The sequence below is a fragment of the Microcoleus sp. PH2017_24_DOB_U_A genome (assembly GCF_020738205.1).
GTDB lineage: Bacteria > Cyanobacteriota > Cyanobacteriia > Cyanobacteriales > Microcoleaceae > Microcoleus.
In genome coordinates this window covers 65,905-89,841 of sequence record NZ_JAEQCT010000035.1, presented here as the reverse complement: position 1 = coordinate 89,841, position 23,937 = coordinate 65,905, and the positions used below count along the sequence as shown (strand labels likewise).

General features: G+C 46.2%; 17 protein-coding genes and 1 pseudogene. 14 read left to right on the top strand and 4 right to left on the bottom strand.

Annotated features, from left to right (window positions below):
* Positions 1–281: 281 nt before the first annotated feature.
* From dnaJ to grpE, 3 genes are all read right to left on the bottom strand, one after another.
* On the bottom strand, positions 282–1,409 hold the full coding sequence (dnaJ, locus tag JGK07_RS10555; protein WP_293177088.1) for a molecular chaperone DnaJ: 1,128 nt from the start codon (positions 1,407–1,409) through the stop codon (positions 282–284).
* Between the two features lie 132 nt (positions 1,410–1,541).
* A complete protein-coding gene (gene dnaK / locus JGK07_RS10550) occupies positions 1,542–3,662 on the bottom strand; it encodes a molecular chaperone DnaK (RefSeq protein WP_293177090.1) in 2,121 nt (706 codons plus the stop codon).
* A 289-nt stretch (positions 3,663–3,951) separates the two neighbouring features.
* Positions 3,952–4,743, bottom strand: coding sequence for a nucleotide exchange factor GrpE (grpE, locus tag JGK07_RS10545; RefSeq protein WP_293177092.1), 792 nt, complete (start codon positions 4,741–4,743; stop codon positions 3,952–3,954).
* A 1,146-nt stretch (positions 4,744–5,889) separates the two neighbouring features.
* Here grpE and JGK07_RS10540 point away from each other — a divergent pair.
* From JGK07_RS10540 to JGK07_RS10500, 9 genes are all read left to right on the top strand, one after another.
* The gene (locus tag JGK07_RS10540; protein ID WP_293177094.1) at positions 5,890–7,899 is read left to right on the top strand and encodes a GspE/PulE family protein; all 2,010 of its coding nucleotides are present in this window, start codon (positions 5,890–5,892) and stop codon (positions 7,897–7,899) included.
* Positions 7,900–8,068: 169 nt separating this feature from the next.
* Positions 8,069–9,166 carry a type IV pilus twitching motility protein PilT gene (locus tag JGK07_RS10535; RefSeq protein WP_293177096.1) on the top strand — a complete coding sequence of 366 codons (1,098 nt, stop codon included), beginning with the start codon at positions 8,069–8,071 and terminating at the stop codon, positions 9,164–9,166.
* A 249-nt stretch (positions 9,167–9,415) separates the two neighbouring features.
* On the top strand, positions 9,416–10,543 hold the full coding sequence (locus JGK07_RS10530) for a type II secretion system F family protein (protein ID WP_293177098.1): 1,128 nt from the start codon (positions 9,416–9,418) through the stop codon (positions 10,541–10,543).
* Between the two features lie 377 nt (positions 10,544–10,920).
* Entirely contained in the window at positions 10,921–11,535 is a 615-nt protein-coding gene (locus JGK07_RS10525; protein ID WP_293177100.1) for a hypothetical protein, read from the top strand.
* 335 nt (positions 11,536–11,870) lie between these two features.
* Positions 11,871–12,209, top strand: a complete 339-nt coding sequence (locus JGK07_RS10520) for a CU044_2847 family protein (RefSeq protein ID WP_293219889.1) — start codon at positions 11,871–11,873, stop codon at positions 12,207–12,209.
* Entirely contained in the window at positions 12,193–13,743 is a 1,551-nt protein-coding gene (locus JGK07_RS10515) for a serine protease (RefSeq protein ID WP_293219886.1), read from the top strand. The genes JGK07_RS10520 and JGK07_RS10515 overlap by 17 nt, the downstream gene beginning before the upstream one ends.
* Positions 13,744–13,899: 156 nt before the next feature.
* Positions 13,900–14,850 carry a hypothetical protein gene (locus tag JGK07_RS10510; protein ID WP_293224321.1) on the top strand — a complete coding sequence of 317 codons (951 nt, stop codon included), beginning with the start codon at positions 13,900–13,902 and terminating at the stop codon, positions 14,848–14,850.
* A gap of 148 nt (positions 14,851–14,998) precedes the next feature.
* Positions 14,999–16,654, top strand: coding sequence for an ABC transporter substrate-binding protein (locus JGK07_RS10505; RefSeq protein WP_293241793.1), 1,656 nt, complete (start codon positions 14,999–15,001; stop codon positions 16,652–16,654).
* A gap of 140 nt (positions 16,655–16,794) precedes the next feature.
* Entirely contained in the window at positions 16,795–17,805 is a 1,011-nt protein-coding gene (locus JGK07_RS10500) for an ABC transporter permease (protein WP_293233580.1), read from the top strand.
* Here the strand turns inward: JGK07_RS10500 and JGK07_RS10495 are convergent, their stop codons facing one another.
* Positions 17,806–18,228, bottom strand: coding sequence for a hypothetical protein (locus JGK07_RS10495; RefSeq protein WP_293177106.1), 423 nt, complete (start codon positions 18,226–18,228; stop codon positions 17,806–17,808).
* 109 nt (positions 18,229–18,337) lie between these two features.
* On the opposite strand from JGK07_RS10495, the gene JGK07_RS10490 reads away from it, so the two are divergent.
* The 5 genes and pseudogenes from JGK07_RS10490 (at position 18,338) to JGK07_RS10475 (ending at position 23,642) form a co-directional block, all read left to right on the top strand.
* On the top strand, positions 18,338–18,514 hold the full coding sequence (locus JGK07_RS10490; RefSeq protein WP_293203086.1) for a hypothetical protein: 177 nt from the start codon (positions 18,338–18,340) through the stop codon (positions 18,512–18,514).
* A 161-nt stretch (positions 18,515–18,675) separates the two neighbouring features.
* Positions 18,676–20,544 (top strand): efflux RND transporter periplasmic adaptor subunit, encoded by a 1,869-nt coding sequence (locus tag JGK07_RS10485; RefSeq protein WP_293177110.1) that lies wholly within the window; start codon positions 18,676–18,678, stop codon positions 20,542–20,544.
* A 465-nt stretch (positions 20,545–21,009) separates the two neighbouring features.
* The gene (locus JGK07_RS10480; RefSeq protein ID WP_293205258.1) at positions 21,010–22,227 is read left to right on the top strand and encodes an ABC transporter permease; all 1,218 of its coding nucleotides are present in this window, start codon (positions 21,010–21,012) and stop codon (positions 22,225–22,227) included.
* An 81-nt stretch (positions 22,228–22,308) separates the two neighbouring features.
* Positions 22,309–22,386, top strand: a pseudogene (locus JGK07_RS33170) (hypothetical protein); the annotation flags it as partial.
* A complete protein-coding gene (locus JGK07_RS10475; RefSeq protein WP_366934278.1) occupies positions 22,359–23,642 on the top strand; it encodes an ABC transporter permease in 1,284 nt (427 codons plus the stop codon). The pseudogene JGK07_RS33170 and the gene JGK07_RS10475, both read left to right, overlap by 28 nt.
* Positions 23,643–23,937 lie beyond the last annotated feature (295 nt).

Here is a 23,937-nt window from a genome sequence, read left to right as displayed (position 1 = left end):
CACAAATTGCCCAACAATTATTCTACGACCGATTTTTGACACCAATTGGTGTCATTTTTTTGAGGACTATTCCCACAAATTGCCCAACAATTATTCTACCTGTACAAAATGAGACCAATTGGTCTCATTTTTTTGACAGAGAATTAAACAAATTGCCGAACAATTATTCTACCTGGGCAAAATGAGACCAATTGGTCTCATTTTTTTGATAGAGAATTTAAAAAATTGCCACGGAATCATCAAACAGGAAAATTTGACACCCATGGGTGTCAAAAAATTGCTTATTTCTGAAACAAATTGCCCAGAAATCCTTCCAAGCCGCCTTTACCAGTACGATCGCCCTTCAGCTTAGCAAGCTGCATCAGCAACTCCCGTTCCTCAGCCGTCACCTTAGTCGGAATATCAATAGACACCGCAATCAAATGGTCGCCGCGACTGACTGGATTGCCCAACTTAGGCACTCCTTTTTTCTCCAGAGTCAGAACAGTATTCGCCTGAGTTCCCGTAGGAATCAACAATTCCGTCGGCCCATCTACAGTTTCCACTTCCAATCGGCAGCCCAAAATTGCTTGCAAATAACTAATCTTCACTTCCGAATTAACGTTAATGCCGTCCCGCTTAAATAACGGGTCTTCATTCACAGCCAAAAACACGTAAAGATCCCCCGGCGGCCCGCCCAACTTGCCAGCATCCCCTTCATTGGAAACGCGCAAACGAGTACCGTTATCTACCCCGGCTGGAATAGTGATTTTCAGCTTTTTCATCACTTCTTTCTGACCGCGGCCGCCACAAGTTTCGCACTTGTCCTCAATTACTTGCCCGGTGCCGTTGCAGGTGGGGCAAACAGAAACTTGAGTAAAGCTGCCGAAAGGCGTGCGGGTAGCGCGTCGGACTTGACCGCTGCCGGTACAAGTCGAACAGGTTTGAGGTCTGGTTCCCGGCTTGGCGCCAGTTCCGGTACAAGTTTCGCAGGTTTCTAGGTGCTTGATGCGGAGTTCTTTTTCCCCACCAAACACAGCTTCGCGAAACTCTAGCCGCAAGTCGAGGCGCAAATCATCTCCGCGCACGGGGCCACTGCGTCTGCGACCTTGCTGTTGGGCGCCCGCCCCTCCTTGAAAACCCTGAAAGAAGCTTTCAAAGATGTCAGCAAAGCTGTCGCCGAAGTCTTGGAACCCAGGCGCGCCTGCACCACTGACACCTTGTTCGCCAAAGCGATCGAAACGGGCGCGGGTTTCCGGTTCCGATAGTACCTCGTAGGCACGGTTAATTTCTTTAAACCGCTCCTCAGCTCCAGATTCTTTGTTGACATCTGGATGGTACTTGCGAGCTAGGCGGCGGTAAGCACGCTTAATTTCCTCTTTGTCTGCACTGCGAGAAACGCCTAATATTTCATAGTAATCACCGGCCATAAAGCTGCTTGCCTGGAGGTAAATAACAAAAAGTGTACGAAAAATAAACGGGCGACCTTTCCTGAAATTACCAATTAAAAATTAAAAATTCTCATTGTTAATTGTTAATTTTTAATTTTTAGCTTTTCAGTTCTAAAGGAAAGGATTCATATCATCAACTTCAGGTTCGGGAACCTTCGGTTTTGGTTCCGGTTGTGGTTCCGGCTGTCGCTTGGACTGTCGTTCCGGTTTTGGTTCCGGTTGTGGTTCCGGCTGTCGCTTGGACTGTCGTTCCGGTTTTGGTTCCGGTTTGGGTTCCGGTTGTGGCGGAGCTTGTGGCGGAGCTTGGGGCGCCACCAGCAGCTCTTCTGTCAGGAAAAGGCTGTCGTCGGTAGCTGCAACCTCTTCTAGTTCTGACATCATCTCGCTTTCAACCTCTGGCGAGGAGTGGGCTACCCCGCTGCGGGCTTGCTCGTAGACTGCTGTCCCGAGGGAGTATAGCAGTTGCTTGAAAGCTTCGATTTGCTCGGTGAGTTCCTCAACATTGATGTCGGGGTTAGCCATCGCGGCCTTCAAAGCTGTTGCTGCTGATTCGGCTGCGACTTTGAGGTCGTCGCTGAGCAATTGCGCGTTGGTTTTCAAAGTGACACCACAATTATAGACCAGGGTGTCGGCTTGATTTTTGAGTTCGACTACTTGAGCGCGCTTGATGTCCTCGTCGGCGTAAAGTTCGGCTTCTTGCCGCATCCGCTCGACTTCGGTTTCGCTCAAGCCTCCTGTATTGGAAATTTGGATGCTTTGTTCTTTGCCGGTTCCCTTGTCTTCAGCGGCAACTTTGAGAATGCCGTTGGCATCGATTTCAAAGGTAACTTCGATTTGAGGTACGCCGCGGGGGGCTGCGGGAATGCCTTTGAGCAGGAATTTGCCGAGACTTTTGTTGTCTTTTACCAATGCGCGCTCGCCTTGGAGGACGTGAATTTCTACGGAGGTTTGTCCGTCAGCAGCCGTGCTGTACATTTGCGATCGACTGGTGGGGATGGTTGTATTGCGATCGATTACTTTGGTAAACACACCGCCCAAAGTTTCGAGTCCCAGGGAAAGCGGCGTCACGTCTAGCAACAGCAAATCTTTGACTTCACCGCCCAACACCCCGGCTTGAATTGCCGCACCTACGGCTACAGCTTCGTCGGGATTCACCGATTTATCGGGAGACGCGCCCCCAAAATACTTACTAATTGCCTCTTGAACTGCCGGAATTCGGGTTGAGCCTCCGACTAAAATAATCCTGTCTATATCTTTCGGGGTAAGACTTGCGTCTTTGAGGGCTTGAGTCACCGGATCGATCGTCGCCTGCACCAAATGACCCACCAGTTTTTCAAACTGAGCCTTCGAGAGATCCATTTCCAAATGCTTCGGCCCTTTAGCATCAGAGGAGATGAACGGCAAATTAATGGATGTGGATTGCGAGAGAGAGAGTTCAATTTTCGCCTTTTCCGCAGCTTCTCGGAGGCGCTGCAATGCCATTTTGTCTGTTGAGAGGTCGCTACCTTCTTGAGTTCGGAAAACTTCTACCAGCCACTGAACTATGCAGTTATCAAAGTCATCTCCTCCGAGATGGTTGTTACCTGCGGTGGCGTTGACTTCAAAAATTCCGTCTCCCAATTGCAGGATCGAAACGTCGAAAGTACCGCCGCCGAGGTCAAAGACCAAGATTTTCTGTTCGATATTTTGCTTGTCGAGCCCGTAGGAAAGGGCGGCCGCCGTCGGTTCGTTGACGATCCGCAGGACTTCTAAACCCGCGATCGTACCGGCGTCTTTAGTCGCTTGGCGCTGGGCGTCTGTAAAGTATGCCGGCACAGTAATCACGGCTTGGGTAACAGTTTGTCCCAAATAAGCTTCAGCATCTTGCTTGAGCTTTTGGAGTACCATTGCCGAGATTTCTTGGGGGGTGTGAACTTTGTTCCGAATTTGGACGTTAACGGTGTCGTCTTTGCCTTTGATGCAGGTATAGGGAGTGCGGGATCGTTCTTCTTCCGTGTCGTCCCACCTGCGCCCGATAAATCGTTTGATGCTGTAAACAGTATTTACAGCATTAGTTACAGCTTGCCGCTTGGCTAGTTGACCGACTAAGCGATCGCCCGCCTTGCCAAATCCTACGATGCTCGGAGTTGTGCGGCCGCCCTCGGAATTGGCGATCACGACGGGTTTACCGCCCTCCAATACAGCTACGCAACTGTTGGTCGTGCCTAAGTCAATTCCAATAATTTTTCCCATAGCGCCTCATAAAACTTTGTGGGATGTTTGGAAACTTCCAACTACAAGTTGGGGTATAAAAAACGACTAAGCTTGTTTTAACAAGCATCACTGACTGGATTTGTAGGAAACAAACTTGATATTTTAATGCAAGATCGCAGACTCATTAAAACATTGTTCAGAATTTGTTGAGAAAGCGCTGACCTGCTTTTAGTCCTGAATTAAGAAGTTGGTGAGTTTGCCACCTTCGTGCCCCCGAATTCTCTTCGGGGGTCCGTGCAGGGCGAGGAATGCAGTAGCTTTTGTCCGATTAACTTTCCGAACTATCGGGATTTTCATCTGAGGCTACCACAGATATCCCAGGCGCTGCAACTTTCACTTTGGCGTGGCGCAAGACACGATCGCCCAGAATGTAGCCGCGTTCTAGTTCTTGGATGATTGTTCCTTCCTCGTGTTCGTCTGTGGGCTCGCTGAGGAGAGCTTCGTGGAGGTTGGGGTCAAACTGTTCGCCTTCAGGGCGCATCGGAGAAACCCCAATTTGCTTGAGACCATCTACCATTTGCTTGTAAACGCTTTGGTAGCTTTTGTGAATGTTCATTTCGCCGTCGTTTTGCGGCTTAATGTGCGATCGAGCGCGCTCGAAATTGTCGATTACCGGCAACAGGGGCTTGATCGTGAGACACCTTGCCTGTAAATCTAACTCTTCTTTTTCCTTTTGGGTGCGCCTGCGGAAGTTTTCAAAATCTGCTGCTAGGCGGAGATTTTGATTTTTTAGGTCTTCTAGTTGAGCTGATGTGGCTTGCAACTGAGTTTTTAAAGCCTCTTTTTCATCTCTTATCGAAGCGAGTTCCCTCTTCCATGATTCAGCCGCGTCTGCTGTCGGGCTGTTGGTGGAATTGCCGGTGACAGGATCTCCGGATGCGTTTGCTCCCTTGCGATCGCCCTCGGCGCTTTGATAAGCTTGAGCAAGTTCGAGTTCCCAATCGGCTGCTTCGTTAGAGTTTGCTGGTGCCGGCGGAGTTTCGCTTGCCATTGGTGAACCCTCTGGGGTTTCCCCAGTTGAGTTAGGATCTAGATCTTGCTGTTTTTCCTCGTCAATCATAAAAGCTGCGCGACAGAACCCTATCAATTCTAGCAGATACACTTAACACGGTAAATGTACAGAACTATAATTTACTGTGTATGGCACTATCTGATTCATAGGAAAGCTCCGGTCTCTGTGCAGGAATCTCTCAAAGCTTGCAATATTTTATGGAAATGACATCTCGATCTCTAGTTCTAGTAAGACCGTCATTGGAGCTAACACAAGGTTTCTTGTATCGCAATTTGGGAATAACACCCTCGCATTGATAGCAAGTTTAGAAGGATATTAAGCAGTTAGATTTCCTGAAAATAATTGAGCTGTTGATGGCTGATACTTCAATATTTGCGGCAAAATACAGTTAATTAAAGTTAATTTATATGGCTGTTTTATTCGCAGATAGAGGCTTGTATTTTACAATTGAGTGCGTTTAAAAACAGGGAGGTGTCCTCGATTATTGGGGAGTAAAATGAGAAACATTAGCTGGTATTGGGTACCGGCCACTCGGTAGATACGATTGATCTCTAATTTGCCAATAGGCAAAATTGATGAACTGTCAACCTTTCCTCACAAAGGTTAGGACACCAGAGAGAATTAGATGAATATTGGCAGGGAAAAAACTAGATCTGCTCAAAATCTGGGCGATCGAACTCCGGTCGGGCGATCGCCCGCAACCCGATCGCAGATAATTAATCAAAATATATCTCACTAGACCGATCGATGGCTTTCGTCAAAGCTATCATCATCAAAGCTCGCACAGCCGATCTTTAAGGTAGTACAGAGAACCGCGCTACCACGGGCGCTGTAATTTGACCAAACAATTTGCGAATATACAATGATCGTGGAAAGGCGACAGACCTCAGGATCAATCCCCAAGTGATGTGCGATGAGGCTATAACGAGAGTATCTCGCAGGTCGATCGGGTCAGTAAGCAACTTAGCACTCAACAAACAAAATTTGATTGCAAGCATCGACCAATCCCTCCAACGTCTCATCAATTTGTGGACGAAAATGAGAGGAGACTACGAGCTTACACTTGACATATAGGGATAGAGCACAAATATGATAGCTCATCCACAAGCAAAAGATACGGGGGTTTTAACCCCGCGTTGGTTTTCCTCTCAGCACTTTCTGTGACTGAGTTTCCCACAAGAATGAGTGTTTTTTATGACTAACACATCCCAGGGGTCTCCTCGCACATCGATAGTTGCTATCAGCGTTTTGCCTCCGGCTCTCAACAAGATGATTCAGTCGGGTTACGTCAACGGCGACCAAGTGAAACAAGCTCAACTTGAAAGCCGGAAGTCGGGTAAGCGGTTGACGGAGGTATTAGAAGCACTTACCGGGCAGCCGTTACCTCCTGAATTGCTGCGGCTTTACAAGAAGCAGCAGATGTTTGAACGGAAGATTGTCTACGGGGTTGAAGCGTATGACCCGGAGATGAGCGAAATGTCGAACGAGCAACTCGGAATTATGCTCGATGGGTTGAAAATTTCGATCGACATTTGTCACCAAGGTCGCTTTTTACCAGTAGCGAAGACTGAAACCGAGCCTCAGGCTGTTTTAGTGGCAATGGTAGATCCCGACAACCTCAACGCCATAGAAGATTTGCGGCGGATTTTACAGCCTCACGGCTTGGCTTTGCAGCGACGGGTGATTACGCCAGACGACTACCAGGACATCACTTCGGCATATCAAGACGACCAAGTTAAGGTAGCCGCCAAAATAGCAGAAGCCGATAAGCAGAGAAAGCTGGAGTTAGGGGAGGGAGATTTTGGCGAACTCTCATTAGAAGAGGAGAGTGCTGACCAAGAAGACCTAGCTAACACCATAGACGATGCTGAGGCTGCTCCGGTAATTAAGGCTGTCAATATCATTTTGGCTAAAGCTTTGTCGGAAAAGGTGTCGGACATCCACGTAGAACCTCAAGAAGAGTTTATGCGGATACGGATGCGGAAAGATGGGGTGCTGCAAGAGTATTTCCGGTTTCCGAAACAGGTAGTGCAATCGATTACGGCTCGTTTCAAGATTATTGCCAACTTGGACATTGCCGAACGCCGACAAGCTCAAGATGGTCGTATCCGCCGGGTGTTTGAGGGACGCACGGTAGATTTCCGGGTAAATAGCTTGCCTTCCCGGTACGGCGAAAAAATCGTGCTGCGGATTTTGGACAGTTCCAGCACTCAGTTGGGTTTGGGTTTGTTGATCTCGGATCAAGAAACTCTGGCTTTGGTGCGAGAGACTGCTAGCCGTCCGTTCGGACTGATTTTGGTGACGGGGCCTACGGGTTCGGGTAAGTCAACTTCTCTGTACTCGATTCTGGCGGAACGCAACGATCCGGGGGTTAATATCAGTACGGCGGAAGACCCGATCGAATATGCTTTGCCAGGAATTACCCAATGTCAAGTAATTCGGGAAAAAGACTTGACTTTTTCCAACCTGCTGCGGGCGTTTTTGCGGCAAGATCCTGACGTGATTTTGGTGGGGGAAACGCGGGACAGGGAAACGGCAAAAACTGCTCTCGAAGCTGCTTTGACGGGACACTTAGTGCTGACTACGCTGCACACTAATGACGCGGCTGGGGCGATCGCGCGTTTGGACGAAATGGGCGTAGAACCGTTCATGGTTTCAGCCGCTCTGTTGGGCGTGTTGGCTCAGCGTCTGATGCGGCGCGTTTGCGACAAATGCTGCATTCCTTACCAGCCTACTGCGGCCGAACTCGGTCGCTACGGTCTGTCGGCTTCTCAAGAAATCGATCTGACTATTAACAAAGCCAACACCATACCAGTGGAGGAAAGGAAAGGACTCGCAGAACGCGATCAACTTTGTCGGAAGTGCAGCGGCCTAGGCTACAAAGGACGGGTAGGCGTTTACGAGTTCCTGAAAAATACTGAGCGGCTGCAAACTCTGATCACTCAAGGGGCTCCCACAGAGCAACTTAAGGAAGCAGCGGTAGAAGAAGGGATGAAAACGTTGTTGGCTTACAGCTTGCAGTTGGTGCGGGAAGGGGCGACTACCTTTGAGGAAGTCGAGCGGGTGACCTTTACTGACTCCGGGTTGGAGGCGGAACTGAAAGCCAAACGCAAGCAGGGACTTACCTGCAAAACTTGTCGGGCGGAATTGAAGCCGGAGATGCTGGATTGTCCGTACTGCTTGACGCCGCGCTTTTTGGATTGATTCATCCGTCATCCGTCATTCGTCATTAGTCATTAGTCATCCGTCATCCGTCATTAGTCATTAGTGATTAGTCAGTAGAAAAACAACTGTCAACTGTCAACTGTCAACTGTCAACTGTATCTGAGCTAAATTGGTCAATAACTATCAACTAGATTGAGAAGAGGTATCTATGGGTCTGATGATTGAAGACGTATTGGAGTCCCTGGTAGAGCAAGGGGGTTCGGACATACACATCCAAGCAGGCGCGCCTATCTTCTTCCGCGTCAGCGGGAAACTAACTCCTCAGTCGCAATACGGCGACATTCTGTCTGCTGAGGAAGTGCAGATTCTGATCTTCCAAATGCTCAACAATATGCAGCGCAAGCAGTTGGAAATGGAGTGGGAACTCGACTGCGCTTACGGGGTGAAGGGATTGGCTCGGTTCCGGGTGAATGTGTACCGGGAGCGGGGTGCTTGGGCTGCTTGTATGCGGGCTCTGGCTTCTAAGATTCCTAACGCAGATGCTTTGGGCGTGCCGCAGATTTTGCGGGATCTGACGGAAAGACCCAGGGGTATGCTGTTGGTGACGGGACAAACGGGTTCCGGGAAAACTACTACGATGGCGGCTTTGTTGGATCTGGTCAACCGGACGCGGGCTGAACACATTCTGACGGTTGAAGACCCGATCGAATATGTGTTTCCGAATGTCAAGAGTTTGTTTCACCAGCGTCAAAAGGGGGAAGATACTAAGAGCTTTGCTAATGCGCTGAAAGCAGCCCTGCGGGAAGATCCTGATGTGATTCTGGTGGGAGAAATGCGGGACTTGGAAACGATCGGTCTGGCAATTTCGGCGGCAGAAACGGGTCACATGGTGATGGGAACGCTGCACACTAATTCGGCTGCTGCTACGATCGATCGGATTTTGGACGTATTCCCGCCCATTCAACAACCCCAGGTTCGCGCCCAAGTGTCTAACTCTTTAGTCGGAATTTGCAGCCAAAATTTGGTTGTGAAAGTTGGGGGCGGCCGCTGCTGCGCTATGGAAATCATGGTGAATACTCCAGCTATGGCTAACTTGATCCGGGAGGGCAAAACTCCTATGATTTACTCCCAAATCCAAATGGGGGCAAAATTGGGCATGAGGACGATGGAAATGGCCCTCGCTGAACTTTACAAGGGCGGTAAAATCACTTGGGAATCGGCAATGGCCAAGGCTTCTAAGGCTGACGAACTCGAACGCTTGATCGGCCCGGCACCTGTTGGTACAGGCAAGGTAGGGGCTCATTAATTGAGTCAGTCAGTCCATTTTAGATTTTAGATTTTAGATTTTAGATTTAATTGCAGCGCAGTGAATCTGGGAGCTTGAATTACGATCTAAAATTGGGGGATCGACTCTCATGAGTGTTGGGGACTTGTACCTGTTTTGGGGCGAAGCAATCAGTTATTGGTCAGCAGTCCGCAGAAATGACCAATCACTAATGACTAATGACTGATTGCCAATGACTAATGACTTTTAATAATTTTCCAGAGGCAATCTATGGCTACAAATGTTATTAATCCAAAACCAAAAACAGGCTTCGATCTCAGTAGGATTCAGGAGCAATTTGAGTATAGCCTTAGCAGTCTTACTGTTAAGGATATGGCGATTTTTGCTCGTCAGTTTGCGGCTATGTTTAATGCCGGGGTGGCGATCGTGAGATGCCTTTCCGTGCTGCACGAACAGTGCTCTAATGCTAAGTTGAAACGAGCACTCAGGAGCATGAATGCTGACGTGCAAGAGGGGATAAACTTGGCAGAGGCGATGGCTAAGTTTCCTGATGTTTTTGACCAACTGTTTATCAGTATGGTGGCGGCGGGAGAGGTCGGCGGTGTGCTAGATGAAACCCTCGACCGTCTGGCGGTGATGATGGAAAAAAATCACAAGACGGAGGCTGAAATTAAATCTGCGATGTCTTATCCGAAGACTGTGTTTTTCATCGCGATTGTGATTTTTTTCGCAATGACGATTTTTTTGCTACCAACTTTCGCAAAAATCTTTAAGGATATTGGTGCAGACTTGCCTGCTTTTACGGTGTTTATGTTGGGGATTAGCGCATTTTGTACGGCTTGGCCTCCGATCCAACAACTGACAGTTATTGGGGTAATTATAGCGCTAAAATTTGCCTTTGATATGTACTACAAAACTCCAGTAGGTCACCTCCAAATCGATAGAATTGCGATGAAGTTGCCAATTTTTGGAGATTTGATTGAAAAATCGGCGGTGGCGAGGTTTTGCGTCATCTTTGGCTCGCTGACGCGATCGGGTGTGCCGATTCTTAGCTCTTTGGAAATTGTGCGAGATGTGGCGGGAAATCAGGCGATCTCAAATGCGATCGAATATGCAAGGCAGGAAATTCAAAGCGGTGGCATGATCAGTATTGCTTTGCAAGAACAAGCTGTTTTTCCCTCCTTGGCAATTCAAATGATGGCAATTGGCGAGGAGACTGGGGAACTTGACAAGATGCTGATGAAAGTTGGCGCTTTTTACGAAACCGAAGTCGAAGAAGCAGTCAAGGGACTTACCAGTATGCTAGAACCTCTGATGATTGTTGTGGTCGGTGGTATCGTAGGTTCGATTTTGCTGTCGATGTATCTGCCGATGTTCTCAGTGTTTCAGAAGCTGTAGACAATTGACAGTTGACAGTTGACAGTTGACAGTTGTTAGTTGTCAGTTGACAGTTGTCAGTTGTCCGTTGACAGTTGACTCTTGTCAGTTGGCAGTTGACAGTTGTTATTTGTTATTTAAGAGTTGTCATTAGCTTTGTTTGAGTTGTTAATAATGTTCAGTCAGTGATATGGCCTTGGCTAATCTTTGAATAACCAATGACCAATTGTTGCCAAGTAATGAATAACCAATTGCCAATTACCAATTACAAATTGCCAATTACAAATTGCCAATTACCAACGACAATTGACCAATGACTAATGACCAATGACTAATGACCAATGACTAATGACCAATGACCAACGACTAATGACTAATGACTAATTAATTGATTTAAAATGTCTGTAAAACAATCACATTACGAGGCTTTACTAGCACAGTACAGCGAATTTTCGGAAGCGATCGCCCTGCTGAAAAAATATCGGCTGTACATGGAGATGATTCCGAGTATCCGCCGCGCTAACGAAAGCTTAATTACCATTCCTTTGCCAATTGTGCGCTTGCGGGAGGGGGTTTCCTATGCGGGTAGGGGGGGGACTAGCATCTCTCCGGGACAGGCGGCTTGTTTGCCCTGCGATTTGGCGATTTTGATGTGCGATCCAGAGTGGAAAGTTAAAATTGGGGTGGAAATTTTGGTTTTTATTCACCGCCCTGGTGAAGATTTTTCGGATTTGTTGGGCCGCTGGCGGCAGTGTCAGGTTTGGTTGGATAAAACTTACGAGTGGGTGATGCCTTACCGCTACAGACATATTTTTAGCGATGAGGCTGAGGCTGTTCATCCGCTATTTGTTTTGTTTGAGGAAACTAGCGATCGCATTCAGCGCGGTTTGATGGCGGCGGGGTTGCCGTTTGTTGTGGAAAGTTTTGACTCGGGGATTGAGGAATTGGAGGATGAAGAGTTTCTCGGTAGCCCAGAATTGGGGAGTATGGGTGAGGAGAGTTATGAGTTGTAGGCGGTGGTGCGATCGCATATAGCAATCCTATTTCTTGAAGTAAACTAGATTTTGTTCAACGAACCGCAGAGGGCGCTCTGGGCGCAGAGAAAGAGAAAAGAGAGAAATTCTGTATTCATGGGAATTGCTTGATATTGGACAACCTTTGATTATCGGTCAATTGTGGACAAGTGAGAAATATATAGGACTTAGGCACGCACTCTACTGATAGCGTGTGTCCGTGGACTATACTACTATAAGTGGTTTGTGAGTAGGTAATTTGCATAAGTCTTGTCTATAAAATAAAATAGGGATACCATATATTATGTCCTCCCAAAAACGGAACGAGGTTAAGTATGAAGCGCATAGTTGAATTTCCTCTAGAAAGTGGCGACTCCATTTTTGTGGAAGTAGAAGATCCAGTCCCAATTGATGATTGCATTGGTTTGCGCGATGAAATCGTTCAAAAGGCTCAACAGACTTTCGAGTCAGCACTGGAAAAAATCAAGCCCCTAACAAATGCGATCATGACCAAGGTGCGTAGCTTGAACGAGCCAGCAGATGAAGTGGAGGTTAAGTTTGGTATAAAAATGAGTGCTGAACTTGGTGCCGTTATTGCTTCTGGCAATGCGGAAGTCAACTATGAAATTACGCTGAAGTGGCAACGGAAGTCAAACGATGACAGTAGCACTTGAACCATCGATCGTCAGGATTTACTCAAACGGTAGCAAAGTTGTTGGTGCTGGCTTCTTAGTCTCTCAAAAGCATATCTTGACCTGCGCCCACGTGGTAGCTGATGCCTTGGGACTGCCTAGAGAAACTGTCAAGATGCCGGATGCAGAAATCACTTTAGACTTCCCAATCCTGGCATCCCAACGGCTGTTCAAAGCCAGAGTAGTTTTCTGGCGACCATTCAATCGTAAGAAGTTTGAAGAAGATATTGCTGGATTAGAGTTAGAGAGTCTTCCCCCCAATGGATTTCACTGTGTGCGATTGGTGACATCTGATGACTTGTGGGGACATCCTTTCCAAGTTTTGGGTTTTCCAGAAGGTCAACCCAATGGTGTTCCAGCCTCTGGTGTGTTACGCACGCGAAATGCTAAAGGTTGGGTACAGCTTGAGGATGTGAAACAGACGGGTTATGCCTTAGAACCAGGTTTCAGTGGTGCGCCCGTGTGGGATGACGAACTACAGGGTGTAGCAGGTATGGCTGTAGCGAGGGAAACGAAACCAGAACGACTACAGGTGAAAGCTGCGTTTATGATTTCTGCTACTGAGTTGGCTAAAGCTTGGCCTAAATTGAATCAGCAGGTGATCTACCCGGAAATTTGGAGGCCTGTACATACCCAAGCTAACGATATTGTTGAATCAGGGTCTATTACTATAGATCTACAGGCACTACCAAGAACTAACTATAACTATGACTTTATAGTTGATAGTGTCAATTATAAAGAATTGGGTGATGCAAGCAGGGTTTATAGTCTAAATGTGTTTAACAAGGGCTGCGCTGATGGAGTAATTGAGAGCCGTAGTCAACATGGTGAATTAATCGAGATTCGAGGGATTAAAGGTGTAAGAATTCCAGCTCAGGTTTGGGACTTTGGGGTTCAATCAATAGAAAGATTGTGGCGGCTTTCCACGGAAGGATATGACTTTCTAGATCCAAGAAATTCATTAGGCAACTCACAGGAAACGCAAGTAAGAAATATAACAGTTCCTCCTGGTGGCATCTTGAAAATCACAAAAATAGGCGAAAATGCTCTGGTTTATAACCAAGCAACATTTTTGTCCGGCTTATGTTTTAACTCACCAAGCTTTTCTGGACTGTTAGCTCTTTGCGAAAAAATTCAAAAAAAGAACATTGGAAGCTTTGTAAAAAGTAAGATTTTTCGAGGCTTAATGAGAGAAAATCTCAGTTTGCCACTAGATGAAGCTACTAGAGTTTTTTCATCTTCAAGCTGGGTCAATAATCAAAAATTAGAAGCTCTGAAGGAAATATGTGAACTAATGAGGCAAGAGAATATAAATACTGGCAATTTCCTCGACAATACTTTAGGGAATATGCTCAGAATTACAGGTTTAGAAATGCTCAATTTTCCCTTAAACGTTACTGAGAATTTCATCAAAAATAGCAACGGATTTCTCCAGTGGCTCGATTGGGAGAGAGCGCAAATAGTAGAGGAAAGGCAAGGGGCCTTGTTTATTGAACGTTTGCCTCGTTCCAATTAGGTAAGAAGCCGAAAGTACGCCCTGCTAATCAGACTTTGCTTGCAACGAGTATCAAGCGATTGAATAACAAGATAGTCTGACTTAGCTGATAGCCCTTTTTGTTTTAAGATTGATCGGTAATGTACGCATAGAATATGAATTAAATGGGGTAAAAAAATGAGCCAGAAAGATCAAAAGCCTTCATCAAATTATAATCAGAACCCTGGACTGGAAAATGAAAATAGACAGCCAGGAAAAACTAAGACTATTATATACTTAATTATTTCGGCGTTTATTTTTGGTGCATTAATTGCATCTGGAGTTACTTTCGCACTTCTAAAAGGAGGTTATTTAACTTTAAACGACGCTACTCAACCACCTATTCCAACGCCGATTCCATCACCCACTCCGTCATTGATTCCAACGCCGACTCCATCACCCACTCCGTCATTGATTCCAGCGCCGACTCCATCACCCACTCCGTCATTGATTCCAACACCTACTTCATCACCCACTCCGTCATTGATTCAGCCTGTCCCAACTCCAACTGCGAGTTCAAAAATTAGTTCGCAACCAACTGAATCGCCTCAGTTGGGTAATGAGGTTACTGGCCAAGGAGAAAACAAAAATAACGAACTTCCTGGATATTTCCCAGATAAAGGATTTACAGCACCTCCTTCTGACCTAAGTCGCTTCAAAAAAGCTAATTTATTGCTCAAAGACATGGTAATATCCGGTGATAATTATATAAGGTTTCTAAAAGGAACAATTTTAATTCGTGGAAAGCTATATTCACCTGTATTTAGTTTAAGAGGAGACACAAATGAACAACGGATTGGTGTTCAATTAGATGGTTCCCAAAAGGGGTTACTCTTACAGTTGGGTCAACAAGATTTATCGGCGGGAGATACCAACTTAACTTATTTAGTAAGAATATCAGTTGACGGAAAATTGCTTTGGGCTGGAGAGTGTAAGTATGGGCAAAATAATCAAATTATATCTGTACCTCTAGGTGTACCTGGAGCTACAAGTTTAGTGATTGAATACTCTATCACTGAACAGGGAGGTTTTTCTTCTTATAATTCTCCTTCTCTGTATTTTACTAGGGCTGAGTTGTTGTACCAATAAAGACTGGCAATATCAGAGCTTGCATAAAACTTAATATTTATTGATGAGTCGGGAGTTAATCTGGCTATGGTTAGGTTATATGCCCAGTCATTAAAGGATCAAGGTTATTTACATAAATGCAGCTTGCTATTAAACAGGAGCTATTGAGATGAGGTTGTTAAAATATTGGCGTTTAGTTTTATTAGCTCTAGTTTTTGGGATGGCTGTAATTGTCTCAAATTGCGGCACTCCTGCAAATATTAGCAATAATTCTCCAACTGCGACAACTCCTGCGGCTGTTCCACCAGGGGCTTTAGTCTACGGTGCTGGCGGGCCGCCGGTGAATCTGGAACCGGGAAATGTTACTGATGGTAATTCGGTGATTGCGATCGACCAAATCTACAATCGCTTGACTGATTCTAAACCGGGTACTGTGGAACTCGCACCCAGTCTCGCTACTGAATGGTCGAGCTCTACAGATGGCAAAACTTGGACTTTTAAGTTGCGATCCGGGGTGAAGTTTCACGACGGGACGGATTTTGACGCGGATGCTGTTAAGTTTAATGTCGATCGCTGGTGGGATGCCAAAAATCCTCACGGGTATCGAGATTCGGGCAAAACTTATCAGATTTGGAAGAACTTTTTTGCTGGGTTTAAGGGCGATAAAGATTCCCTGGTCAAGGATGTGATCGTTGTTGATAAGTCTACGATTAGGTTTGTGTTAAATCGACCTTTTGCGGCTTTTCCTTCGGCGATTGGGTCGGGTTATTTTGGGATTGCGAGTCCGGCGGCGGTGAAGAAAGCGGGTGCTAAATACGGCACTCCGGGGTCGCTGGCGGTGGGTACTGGGCCTTTTGTGTTTAAGGAATGGATCTCGGGCGATCGCATTATTTTAGAGAAAAATCCGAATTATTGGAAAGCTGGAACGCCGAAAGTCAATCAGTTGGTAATTCGTTTTGTTGACGATCCGGCGGCTAGATTGGCTCAATTGAGGGCCGGTCAACTTGATTTTACTGTTGATTTAACGCCGGATCAATTGAAAGAAGTGCAAGCGGATGCTAATTTGGAAACTGTTTTGCGGCCTTCTTTTAATGTGGGTTATTTAGCCTTAAATCCGGGTTACGCGCCTTTGGCGAAACCGGAGGTAAGACGGGCGATCGCCCAAACAATCAACAAGCAAGCCATCGTCAAGGCTTTCTGGGGAGAACTTGGCAAATATGATTCACAATTTATCCCGCCGTCGCTGAATTGGGCGGAGTCTGACAAAGTTAAAGATTACGAATTTAACCCGCAGCAAGCTAAAGCAATGCTGGCGAAGGCCGGTTATCCAAACGGTTTTGATTTGGATTTGTGGTATATGCCCGTCAGCCGTCCCTATTTTCCCACGCCGAAGCCGATCGCTGAGGCTTTTGCTGCGGATTTAAGCGCGATCGGGATTCGGGTAAAGTTGCTGACAAAGGATTGGTCTGCTTATTTGGCCGATCGGCTAAAACCTCCGGGCTTTCAAGCTTTTATGATGGGTTGGACTGGGGATTATGGCGATCCTGACAATTTTTATTATCCTCACTTCGGGCCTGGTTCGACGGCGGATTTGGGAAATTGGAAAAATCCGAAGGTTTTGGAACTTTTGGATCGGGGGAGGGCGAGTGGGGATAAAGCAGCTAGAGGGAAAATTTATGCGGAAGTTAGCGAGATTTTGCATGGGGAGGCGGTGCGTTTGCCGATCGTACATTCGCAGCCACTTTTAGGGAAACGCAAGAATATTAAAGGTTGGATTCCAAGTCCTTTGGGTTCGGAGTCTTTTGAGGATGTGAGTAAGTCTTGAAAAATGCTGCATAGATTCAGACGTACGGTTGAAACCGCGTCTACACAAACAAAACAAGCCGGACGCCGGTTGAAGAAAATAAGGCAGAGAAAAATTTCGCAAAACACGATATCATCAGTTGCGAATTACTACTTATAAAAATGGCTAAATATATTGTTAAACGTTTGCTGGGAATATTACCAGTTCTGTTCGGAATCACGCTGCTGGTATTTGCTTTTTTGCACCTGATACCGGGAGATCCGGCGACTGTGCTTTTGGGAGAACGGGGAACTCCCGAACAGGTGGAAATATTGAAGGCTAGATTGGGCTTGAATCAGCCTTTACCTTGGCAATATTTGGCTTTTTTAAGTAGTTTGATTCGATTCGATTTAGGACATAGTATTATTAGCGGTATTCCGATTGTTGATGAAATCAGAAGTCGCTGGCCTGCTACTTTGGAACTGTCGGTGGCGGCGATGTTGGTGGCACTTATAATCGGAATTCCGGCGGGAATTTTGGCGGCTGTTCGGAAAAATAGCTGGCTGGACAATCTGACGATGAGCGGTTCTTTGATTGGCGTATCTTTACCAGTCTATTGGTTGGGATTGATGTTGATTTATTTGTTTGCTGTTTATCTGAAATGGCTGCCTCCTAGCGGGCGAATTAGTGTAGATTTGGGGTTTGGTTTTAAGCCAATTACGGGTATTTATGTTTTGGATGCTTTGCTGAGGTGGGATTTGGTGGCTTTGCGGGATGCGATCGCCCATTTAATCCTCCCAGCCTTAACTTTAGGAACAATCCCCTTGGCGATAATCGCTCGGATTACTCGTGCTGCGATGCTGGAAGTGCTGGCACAAGATTACATCCGCACGGCGCGGGCTAAGGGTTTGCCGGAATTTTGGGTGGTTTTGAGACACGCTTTGAAAAATGCGTTTTTGCCGATCGTCACAACTATAGGTTTGCAGTTCGGCACGCTTTTGGGTGGCGCGATTTTGACTGAAACAATTTTCTCGTGGCCGGGAATTGGTTCCTGGATTTACAGCGGGATTCTGACGCGGGATTACCCAATTGTGCAAGGAGGAGTAATCTTTGTGGCTGTGAGTTTTGTGCTGATCAATCTGGCGGTTGATATTTCCTATGCTTTTTTTGACCCGAGAATTCAGTACCGTTAATTAGAAGGGAAGTTCTACAGAAAATGCTTGTTTAACATCCGGCTGTAGCAGGTAGTAAATGCTAGCAATGGCAAAACCCAGAGATAGAAAATTAACTGCTGCACCTGCGCTACCCAACATTTTGGCAATTTGCGTGACGACGGCGATAACATGGATAATTAATGTTCCAGTCCAAGCCCATTTTTTTAGTTGAAGCAAACCCCATGCTAAGACTAGGGAAATAATTCCGATAATTATCGCGATTCCAGCAAAAATTGCAATGAAGCCGCCGATGACAGTGCCAACTTTTGCGCCGAATCCAACTGCGCCGAGACCGCCTAAAACGCCTGCAAATAGTAAGATGAACAAGCCGTCAAGCAGACTGAAGATGCCACTAATTAACTGTAAGATTGCCAGAACTGTAACGCTTTGAGGACGATTCATGTTGAAGCTTTTCCATTTTCAACGGATTTGCAAAATATTTTAACCTGTTGCGCGCACAGGGCACATAGATATTCACGACTTGGACAGGGTACGATCGACAAACGGGTTTATGAGAGTCAGCGTCTTCATACTGTGTAGTTACCGGGCGCGCACTGTGCGATCGCCCTACAAGACAAGCCACGACGTAGTGGAAGCCGATCGCCCACGCGGCAGATCCCGCCTCCGCAGAAAGTCAGTTGAGTGCGATCGAAGTTTGAGCTCGCCTCTTGAGACTGAAAAAACTTAACATTATTTAATAAGTTGCAAAGATTAGCTATAATTGTTTACAGGTGCTGGTTGGGGAACTTTTTTTAAATCACCCGATCGGATGAGTCTGAAAGACGATGCCGCGCATCAGAAAAAATTTTACCTTTAAGGTAATCCTGAGATTTAATTAGGTGAGTCGGTATGATCGTTAGCCCCAAAAAGGAAACTGCTCAGGTCAAGGTGGAAGATACTCAAATTGTAGACACCAAGGCCCCAGAGACTGAAATTGCAGATAAAAAACCCGCCCAAAAGCAGTCACCGAAGAAAACCGCGCGGAAGATGCCGCGGTGGGCGATCGGTTTGGTTGCAGCCGGGTTGCTAGCTGTACCGACTACCATATATATATCAAAAAGTCGATCGCAGCCGAAAGTAGATGCGATCGCAGCGATGACAGTGCCGGTGGAAGCGGAAAACCTGACGGTGCGGATCACGTCTAGCGGGACGGTACAACCCGTACAGCGCGTGAATCTCAGCCCTAAAGGCTCCGGTCGGATCGCAGAGTTATTTGTCGAACAGGGCGATCGCGTCGAAGCAGGACAAATCGTGGCCCGCATGGAAAGCCGCGATGTGGAAGCTCAACTCGCTCAAGCTAAAGCCCGCGAAGCCAGCATTCGAGCGAAACTCGCGAAAATTGAAGCCGGAAATCGATCGGAAGACATCGCCAGCGCCCGCGCGCGTTTAGAGCAAGCCCAGGCTAGTCTGGCGCAACTCCAAGCCGGCAGCCGCGTCGAAGAAGTTGCAGGAGCCAGAGCTCGCTTGGAGCAAACTCAAGCCCGCTTACAGCAACTCAAAGCCGGCAGCCGCGTGGAAGAAGTCAGCCAAGGGCGAGCTCGTTTAGCCCAAGCTCAAGCCCGTTTAGCAGACGCTCAAACTGGCAGTGTCAAACAAGAAATTGCCCAAGCACAAACGCAAATTGAATCGAGTAAAGCTCAAGCCGAACTAGCAGCTCAGCGGGTGGAACGCAACCGCCCGTTAGTCCAAGAAGGTGCTCTTGCTCAAGATAAACTGGATGAACTGATTAAGGAAAATCGCACTGCCAAAGCTAAGGTAACAGAAGCCCAAAAACGCTTGCAACAACTGCAAGAAAGTCGGGAGTCGCAAATTCAGCAACTCCAAGCTGCTGTGGAAGTCGAGCAGCAAGCATTGAAGCAGTTGCAAAACGGCACGCGATCGGAAGAAATTACCAAAGCCGAGGCAGAAGTTGCTGAAGCTAGAAGTAAATTAGCACAAACAGAAAACGGCAACCGTCCAGAAGAAATCGCCAAAGCCGAAGCAGCAGTTGCTGAAGCCAAAAGTCAATTAGCCGCCCAAGAAAACGGCGCTCGCCCGGAAGAAATAGCTTCGGCTAAAGCTGATTTAGCTGAAGCTGAAGCTCAAGTCCGCTTTCAAGAAGTGCAGTTAGAAGATACAAAAGTTCGCGCTCCTTTTGCGGGAGTTATTACCCAACGGTATGCCATCCAAGGAGCTTTTGTAACCCCAGCAACTTCGGCTTCGGAAGCGACTTCGGCAACTTCAACATCGATCGTGGCTCTCGCTAGAGATGTGGAAGTTTTGGCGAAAGTGCCCGAGGCTGATATCAGCCAAATCAAACCGGGTCAAGTGGTGGAAATAGTCGCCGATGCTTATCCCGATAAAGTGTTTAAAGGCAAGGTTAAATTGATTGCGCCCGAAGCTGTGAAAGAACGGGATGTAACGCTGTTTCAAGTGCGCGTCGCCATTGACACTGGCAAGGATTTCTTGCAGTCGGGGATGAATGTAGATTTGAGATTTGTCGGTCAAAAACTGAGCAATGCTTTGGTTGTTCCGACTGTGGCGATTGTGACGAATAAGGGTCAAACGGGTGTGCTGGTTCCCGACGAGAAACAGCAGCCGAAGTTTAAGCCTGTGACTGTTGGATCGACTATTGGTAACAAGATTCAGATTTTAGAGGGTGCTAAGGCGGGCGATCGGGTTTTTACTGAACTTCCTGCTGGTAAAAAGTTGGAGGATATTATTAAGACTCAGAAGTAGAGGAAGTTGGGCAACAAAGGTACGTTGTTGCGCTTAAGCGCTCTTTCCTAATCTTATAAAGAGCGCTGAAGTGCAACTACATACCTAAGAGTTAACTTTTTTTTAAATAAAGGTACGTTGTTCCCCTTGAGCGCTCTTTCCTAATCTTATAAAGAGCGCTGAAGCGCAACTACATACCTAAGAGTTAACTTTTTTTAAATAAAGGTACGTTGTTCCCCTTGAGCGCTCTTTCATATATCTGTAAAGTTGTTCCCCTTGAGCGCTCTTTCATATATCTGTAAAGAGCGCTGAAGCGCAACTACATACCTAAGAGTTAACTTTTTTTTAAATAAAGGTACGTTGTTGCGCTTGAGCGCTCTTTCATAGATATAAGCAAAGAGCGCTGAAGCGCAACTACATACCTAAGAGTTAACTTGATTCCGCAAACAATCTAAAATCCAAAATCTACAATCTAACAATAGACTCATGGATATTATTGAAAGCGTCAAAATGGCTGTCACAACTTTGACGGCAAATAAGTTACGCAGCAGCTTGACAATGTTAGGAATTATCATCGGTAATGCTTCCGTAATTTCGATGATTGGTATTGGCGAAGGAGCTCAAACCTATATTGCGGGACAGGTTAACTCTCTGGGTTCAAATTTGCTGTTTATCATTCCCGGAAGTCCTGATGCCCAAAGTCGCCCGGTGATTCCTCCTCAGACTTTGGTTTTGGATGATGCAGAGGCGATCGCCTCTCAAGTTCCTTCTGTCGAAGCAGTTGCACCAACTCTCAATGACAGTCAAATCGTTACTTACCGCAATAAAAACGTTTCGTCTTCGATTGTCGGAACTACTCCTGAGTTTCTGCCGGTGAGAAGCTTTGATGTTGGTCAAGGTCGTTTTTTAAACAAGCTAGATTTAGAAAGACAAGAAAATGTAGTTGCTTTAGGTTCAGAAGCTGCTGAACAATTGTTTGGCAATACTCAGCCTGTCGGTCAATATGTTCGCATCAAAAATGCAACTTTTCAAGTGATTGGCGTGATGCAGGCTAAGGGATCGAGTTTTGGTGACAATCAAGATATGAATGTTTATTTGCCGCTGACAACGATGGCTAACCGCATTGTCGGTCGCTCGTCTCCCTACGGTACTAAGGTAACATTTATTTCGGTTTCTGTGAAAGATGAAAAGTTGATGCGGGCGGCGCAATTTCAAATTGAAAATCTGCTGCGCTTGCGTCACAATATTACTAAGGAAGATGATTTTACTGTCCGAAATCAGAAGGATTTAATGAAGACTTTGGGCAGCATTACTGGTGCTTTGACTCTGATGTTGGCTTTTGTGGCGGCAATTTCGCTGTTTGTGGGCGGTATCGGGATTATGAACATTATGCTGGTTTCTGTGACTGAACGTACTAAGGAAATTGGACTGCGAAAGGCGATCGGTGCTTCTCCTCAGGATATTCTGATTCAGTTTATGATTGAGGCTGTGATTTTGTCGGCTGCTGGTGGTGCGATCGGTACTGGATTCGGTATCGGTGGTGTGTTTTTGGTGTCTGCTTTTAGTCCTCTGCAAGCTAGTGTTTCTCCAGTGGCGATCGCCCTTGCGGTTGGTGTTTCTGGTAGCATAGGCTTATTTTTTGGCATCGTACCGGCAAAACAAGCTGCTAAGTTAGACCCGATTGTGGCACTCAGAAGTGCTTAATCAGTTGACAGTTGACAGTTGACAGTTGACAGTTGACAGTTGACAGTTGACAGTTGACAGTTGACAGTTGACAGTTGACAGTTGGCAGTATTACCAATTACCAATTACCAATTACCAATTACCAATTACCAATTACCAATTACCAATTACCAATTACCAATTACCAATTACCAATTACCAATTACCAAACTATTATGAATTTTATTGAAAGTTTTAAAATGGCCGGTCAAACACTGCTAGCAAACAAAACTCGCAGCAGCTTGACGATGATTGGGATGATTGTCGGAAATGCTTCGGTAATTGCGATGATTGGGATTGGAGAGGGTGCTCAAAATTTTGTGGGCGGACAAGTTAAATCACTCGGTACAAATGTGTTGATTGTGAGAGCTGGAGTTCCTAATGCTAGCCGAAGTTCGATTAGAAATGCACCTCAAACACTGATAGTAGAAGATGGTAAGGCGATCGCATCTCAAGTCCCGTCGGTGCAAGGTGTATCTGCCGAACTCAACAGTTCAGAACTCGTTCGCTACGGTAACAAAAATGTCTCGTCTCTGATTTTTGGCACAATTCCCGAATTTCTGACTGTCAGAAACTTTGAAATGGCTAAAGGACGATTTTTGACGGAACTCGATGTTAGGCAAAACAATCAAGTTGTGATTCTTGGTTCAGAATTGGCCGAAAAACTGTTTGCTAATACCAATCCCCTCGGCGAACAAGTGCGAGTCAAAAATGTCAGCATGAAAGTAATTGGAGTATTTGCGGAGAAAGGGACATCTTTTGGTACGAATTATGATAACTCAGCCGTTGTGCCGATCGCCACAATGGCCAACCGCATTGTCGGGCGCAAGTCTCCCTACGGTTTAGCTGTCACTTCGCTGTTTATTTCGATTCAAGATGAGTCGAAAATGGATGCTGCTCAATTTCAGGTGGAAAACTTGCTGAGATTGCGGCACAAGATTACCACAGAAGATGACTTTACTGTCCGAAATCAGAAAGATTTAATGGCGACAATGGGCTCGATTTCCGGGGCGCTGACACTTATGTTAACTGCTGTGGCCAGCATTTCTTTGTTAGTCGGCGGCATTGGGATTATGAACATTATGCTGGTTTCCGTCAGCGAGCGCACTCAGGAAATTGGGCTCAGAAAGGCGATCGGGGCTTCCCAACACGATATCTTGTTTCAATTCATTATCGAAGCTGTAATTTTATCTGCGGCTGGAGGGATCGTTGGGACTTGTGTAGGAGTCGGAGGTATCTTGCTTGTAGGTAATTTCACGCCCCTGCAAGCTGGTATTTCGCCTGTGGCGATCGCCCTTGCTGTTAGTGTCTCCGGTGGCGTCGGTCTCTTCTTCGGCGTGATCCCGGCGCGTCAGGCTGCCAAACTCGACCCGATCGCAGCCTTGAGAAGTGCTTAACAAATAATTACATATATAGCATACTTAAGTATATACCTAGGCAAGTATATACATAATGTTACTCGTTGATGCTAACCACGATGTATATATGTTGAAAAATTAATAAAACCAGTCGGATGGTAAAGTTTTAGCAAAAACAATGTAGTTTAAATAAAAAATTAATCGGAAACTTTATCAAAATGAGTGAAATATTAAAGATTCAATGAAGTTTCACTCAGGGGATTTACTTACTTAAGAAAAGGCCTAATAATCTAAACTACGAGCAAACACTCATAGCATCGATCGATGGCTATGA

Excerpts from the sequence above, each read along its gene's own strand:
- dnaJ (WP_293177088.1), bottom strand. The coding sequence starts at position 1,409 with ATGGCCGGTGATTACTATGAAATATTAGGCGTTTCTCGCAGTGCAGAC.
- dnaK (WP_293177090.1), bottom strand. The coding sequence starts at position 3,662 with ATGGGAAAAATTATTGGAATTGACTTAGGCACGACCAACAGTTGCGTA.
- grpE (WP_293177092.1), bottom strand. The coding sequence starts at position 4,743 with ATGATTGACGAGGAAAAACAGCAAGATCTAGATCCTAACTCAACTGGG.
- JGK07_RS10540 (WP_293177094.1), top strand. The coding sequence starts at position 5,890 with ATGACTAACACATCCCAGGGGTCTCCTCGCACATCGATAGTTGCTATC.
- JGK07_RS10535 (WP_293177096.1), top strand. The coding sequence starts at position 8,069 with ATGGGTCTGATGATTGAAGACGTATTGGAGTCCCTGGTAGAGCAAGGG.
- JGK07_RS10530 (WP_293177098.1), top strand. The coding sequence starts at position 9,416 with ATGGCTACAAATGTTATTAATCCAAAACCAAAAACAGGCTTCGATCTC.
- JGK07_RS10525 (WP_293177100.1), top strand. The coding sequence starts at position 10,921 with ATGTCTGTAAAACAATCACATTACGAGGCTTTACTAGCACAGTACAGC.
- JGK07_RS10520 (WP_293219889.1), top strand. The coding sequence starts at position 11,871 with ATGAAGCGCATAGTTGAATTTCCTCTAGAAAGTGGCGACTCCATTTTT.
- JGK07_RS10515 (WP_293219886.1), top strand. The coding sequence starts at position 12,193 with ATGACAGTAGCACTTGAACCATCGATCGTCAGGATTTACTCAAACGGT.
- JGK07_RS10510 (WP_293224321.1), top strand. The coding sequence starts at position 13,900 with ATGAGCCAGAAAGATCAAAAGCCTTCATCAAATTATAATCAGAACCCT.
- JGK07_RS10505 (WP_293241793.1), top strand. The coding sequence starts at position 14,999 with ATGAGGTTGTTAAAATATTGGCGTTTAGTTTTATTAGCTCTAGTTTTT.
- JGK07_RS10500 (WP_293233580.1), top strand. The coding sequence starts at position 16,795 with ATGGCTAAATATATTGTTAAACGTTTGCTGGGAATATTACCAGTTCTG.
- JGK07_RS10495 (WP_293177106.1), bottom strand. The coding sequence starts at position 18,228 with ATGAATCGTCCTCAAAGCGTTACAGTTCTGGCAATCTTACAGTTAATT.
- JGK07_RS10490 (WP_293203086.1), top strand. The coding sequence starts at position 18,338 with ATGAGAGTCAGCGTCTTCATACTGTGTAGTTACCGGGCGCGCACTGTG.
- JGK07_RS10485 (WP_293177110.1), top strand. The coding sequence starts at position 18,676 with ATGATCGTTAGCCCCAAAAAGGAAACTGCTCAGGTCAAGGTGGAAGAT.
- JGK07_RS10480 (WP_293205258.1), top strand. The coding sequence starts at position 21,010 with ATGGATATTATTGAAAGCGTCAAAATGGCTGTCACAACTTTGACGGCA.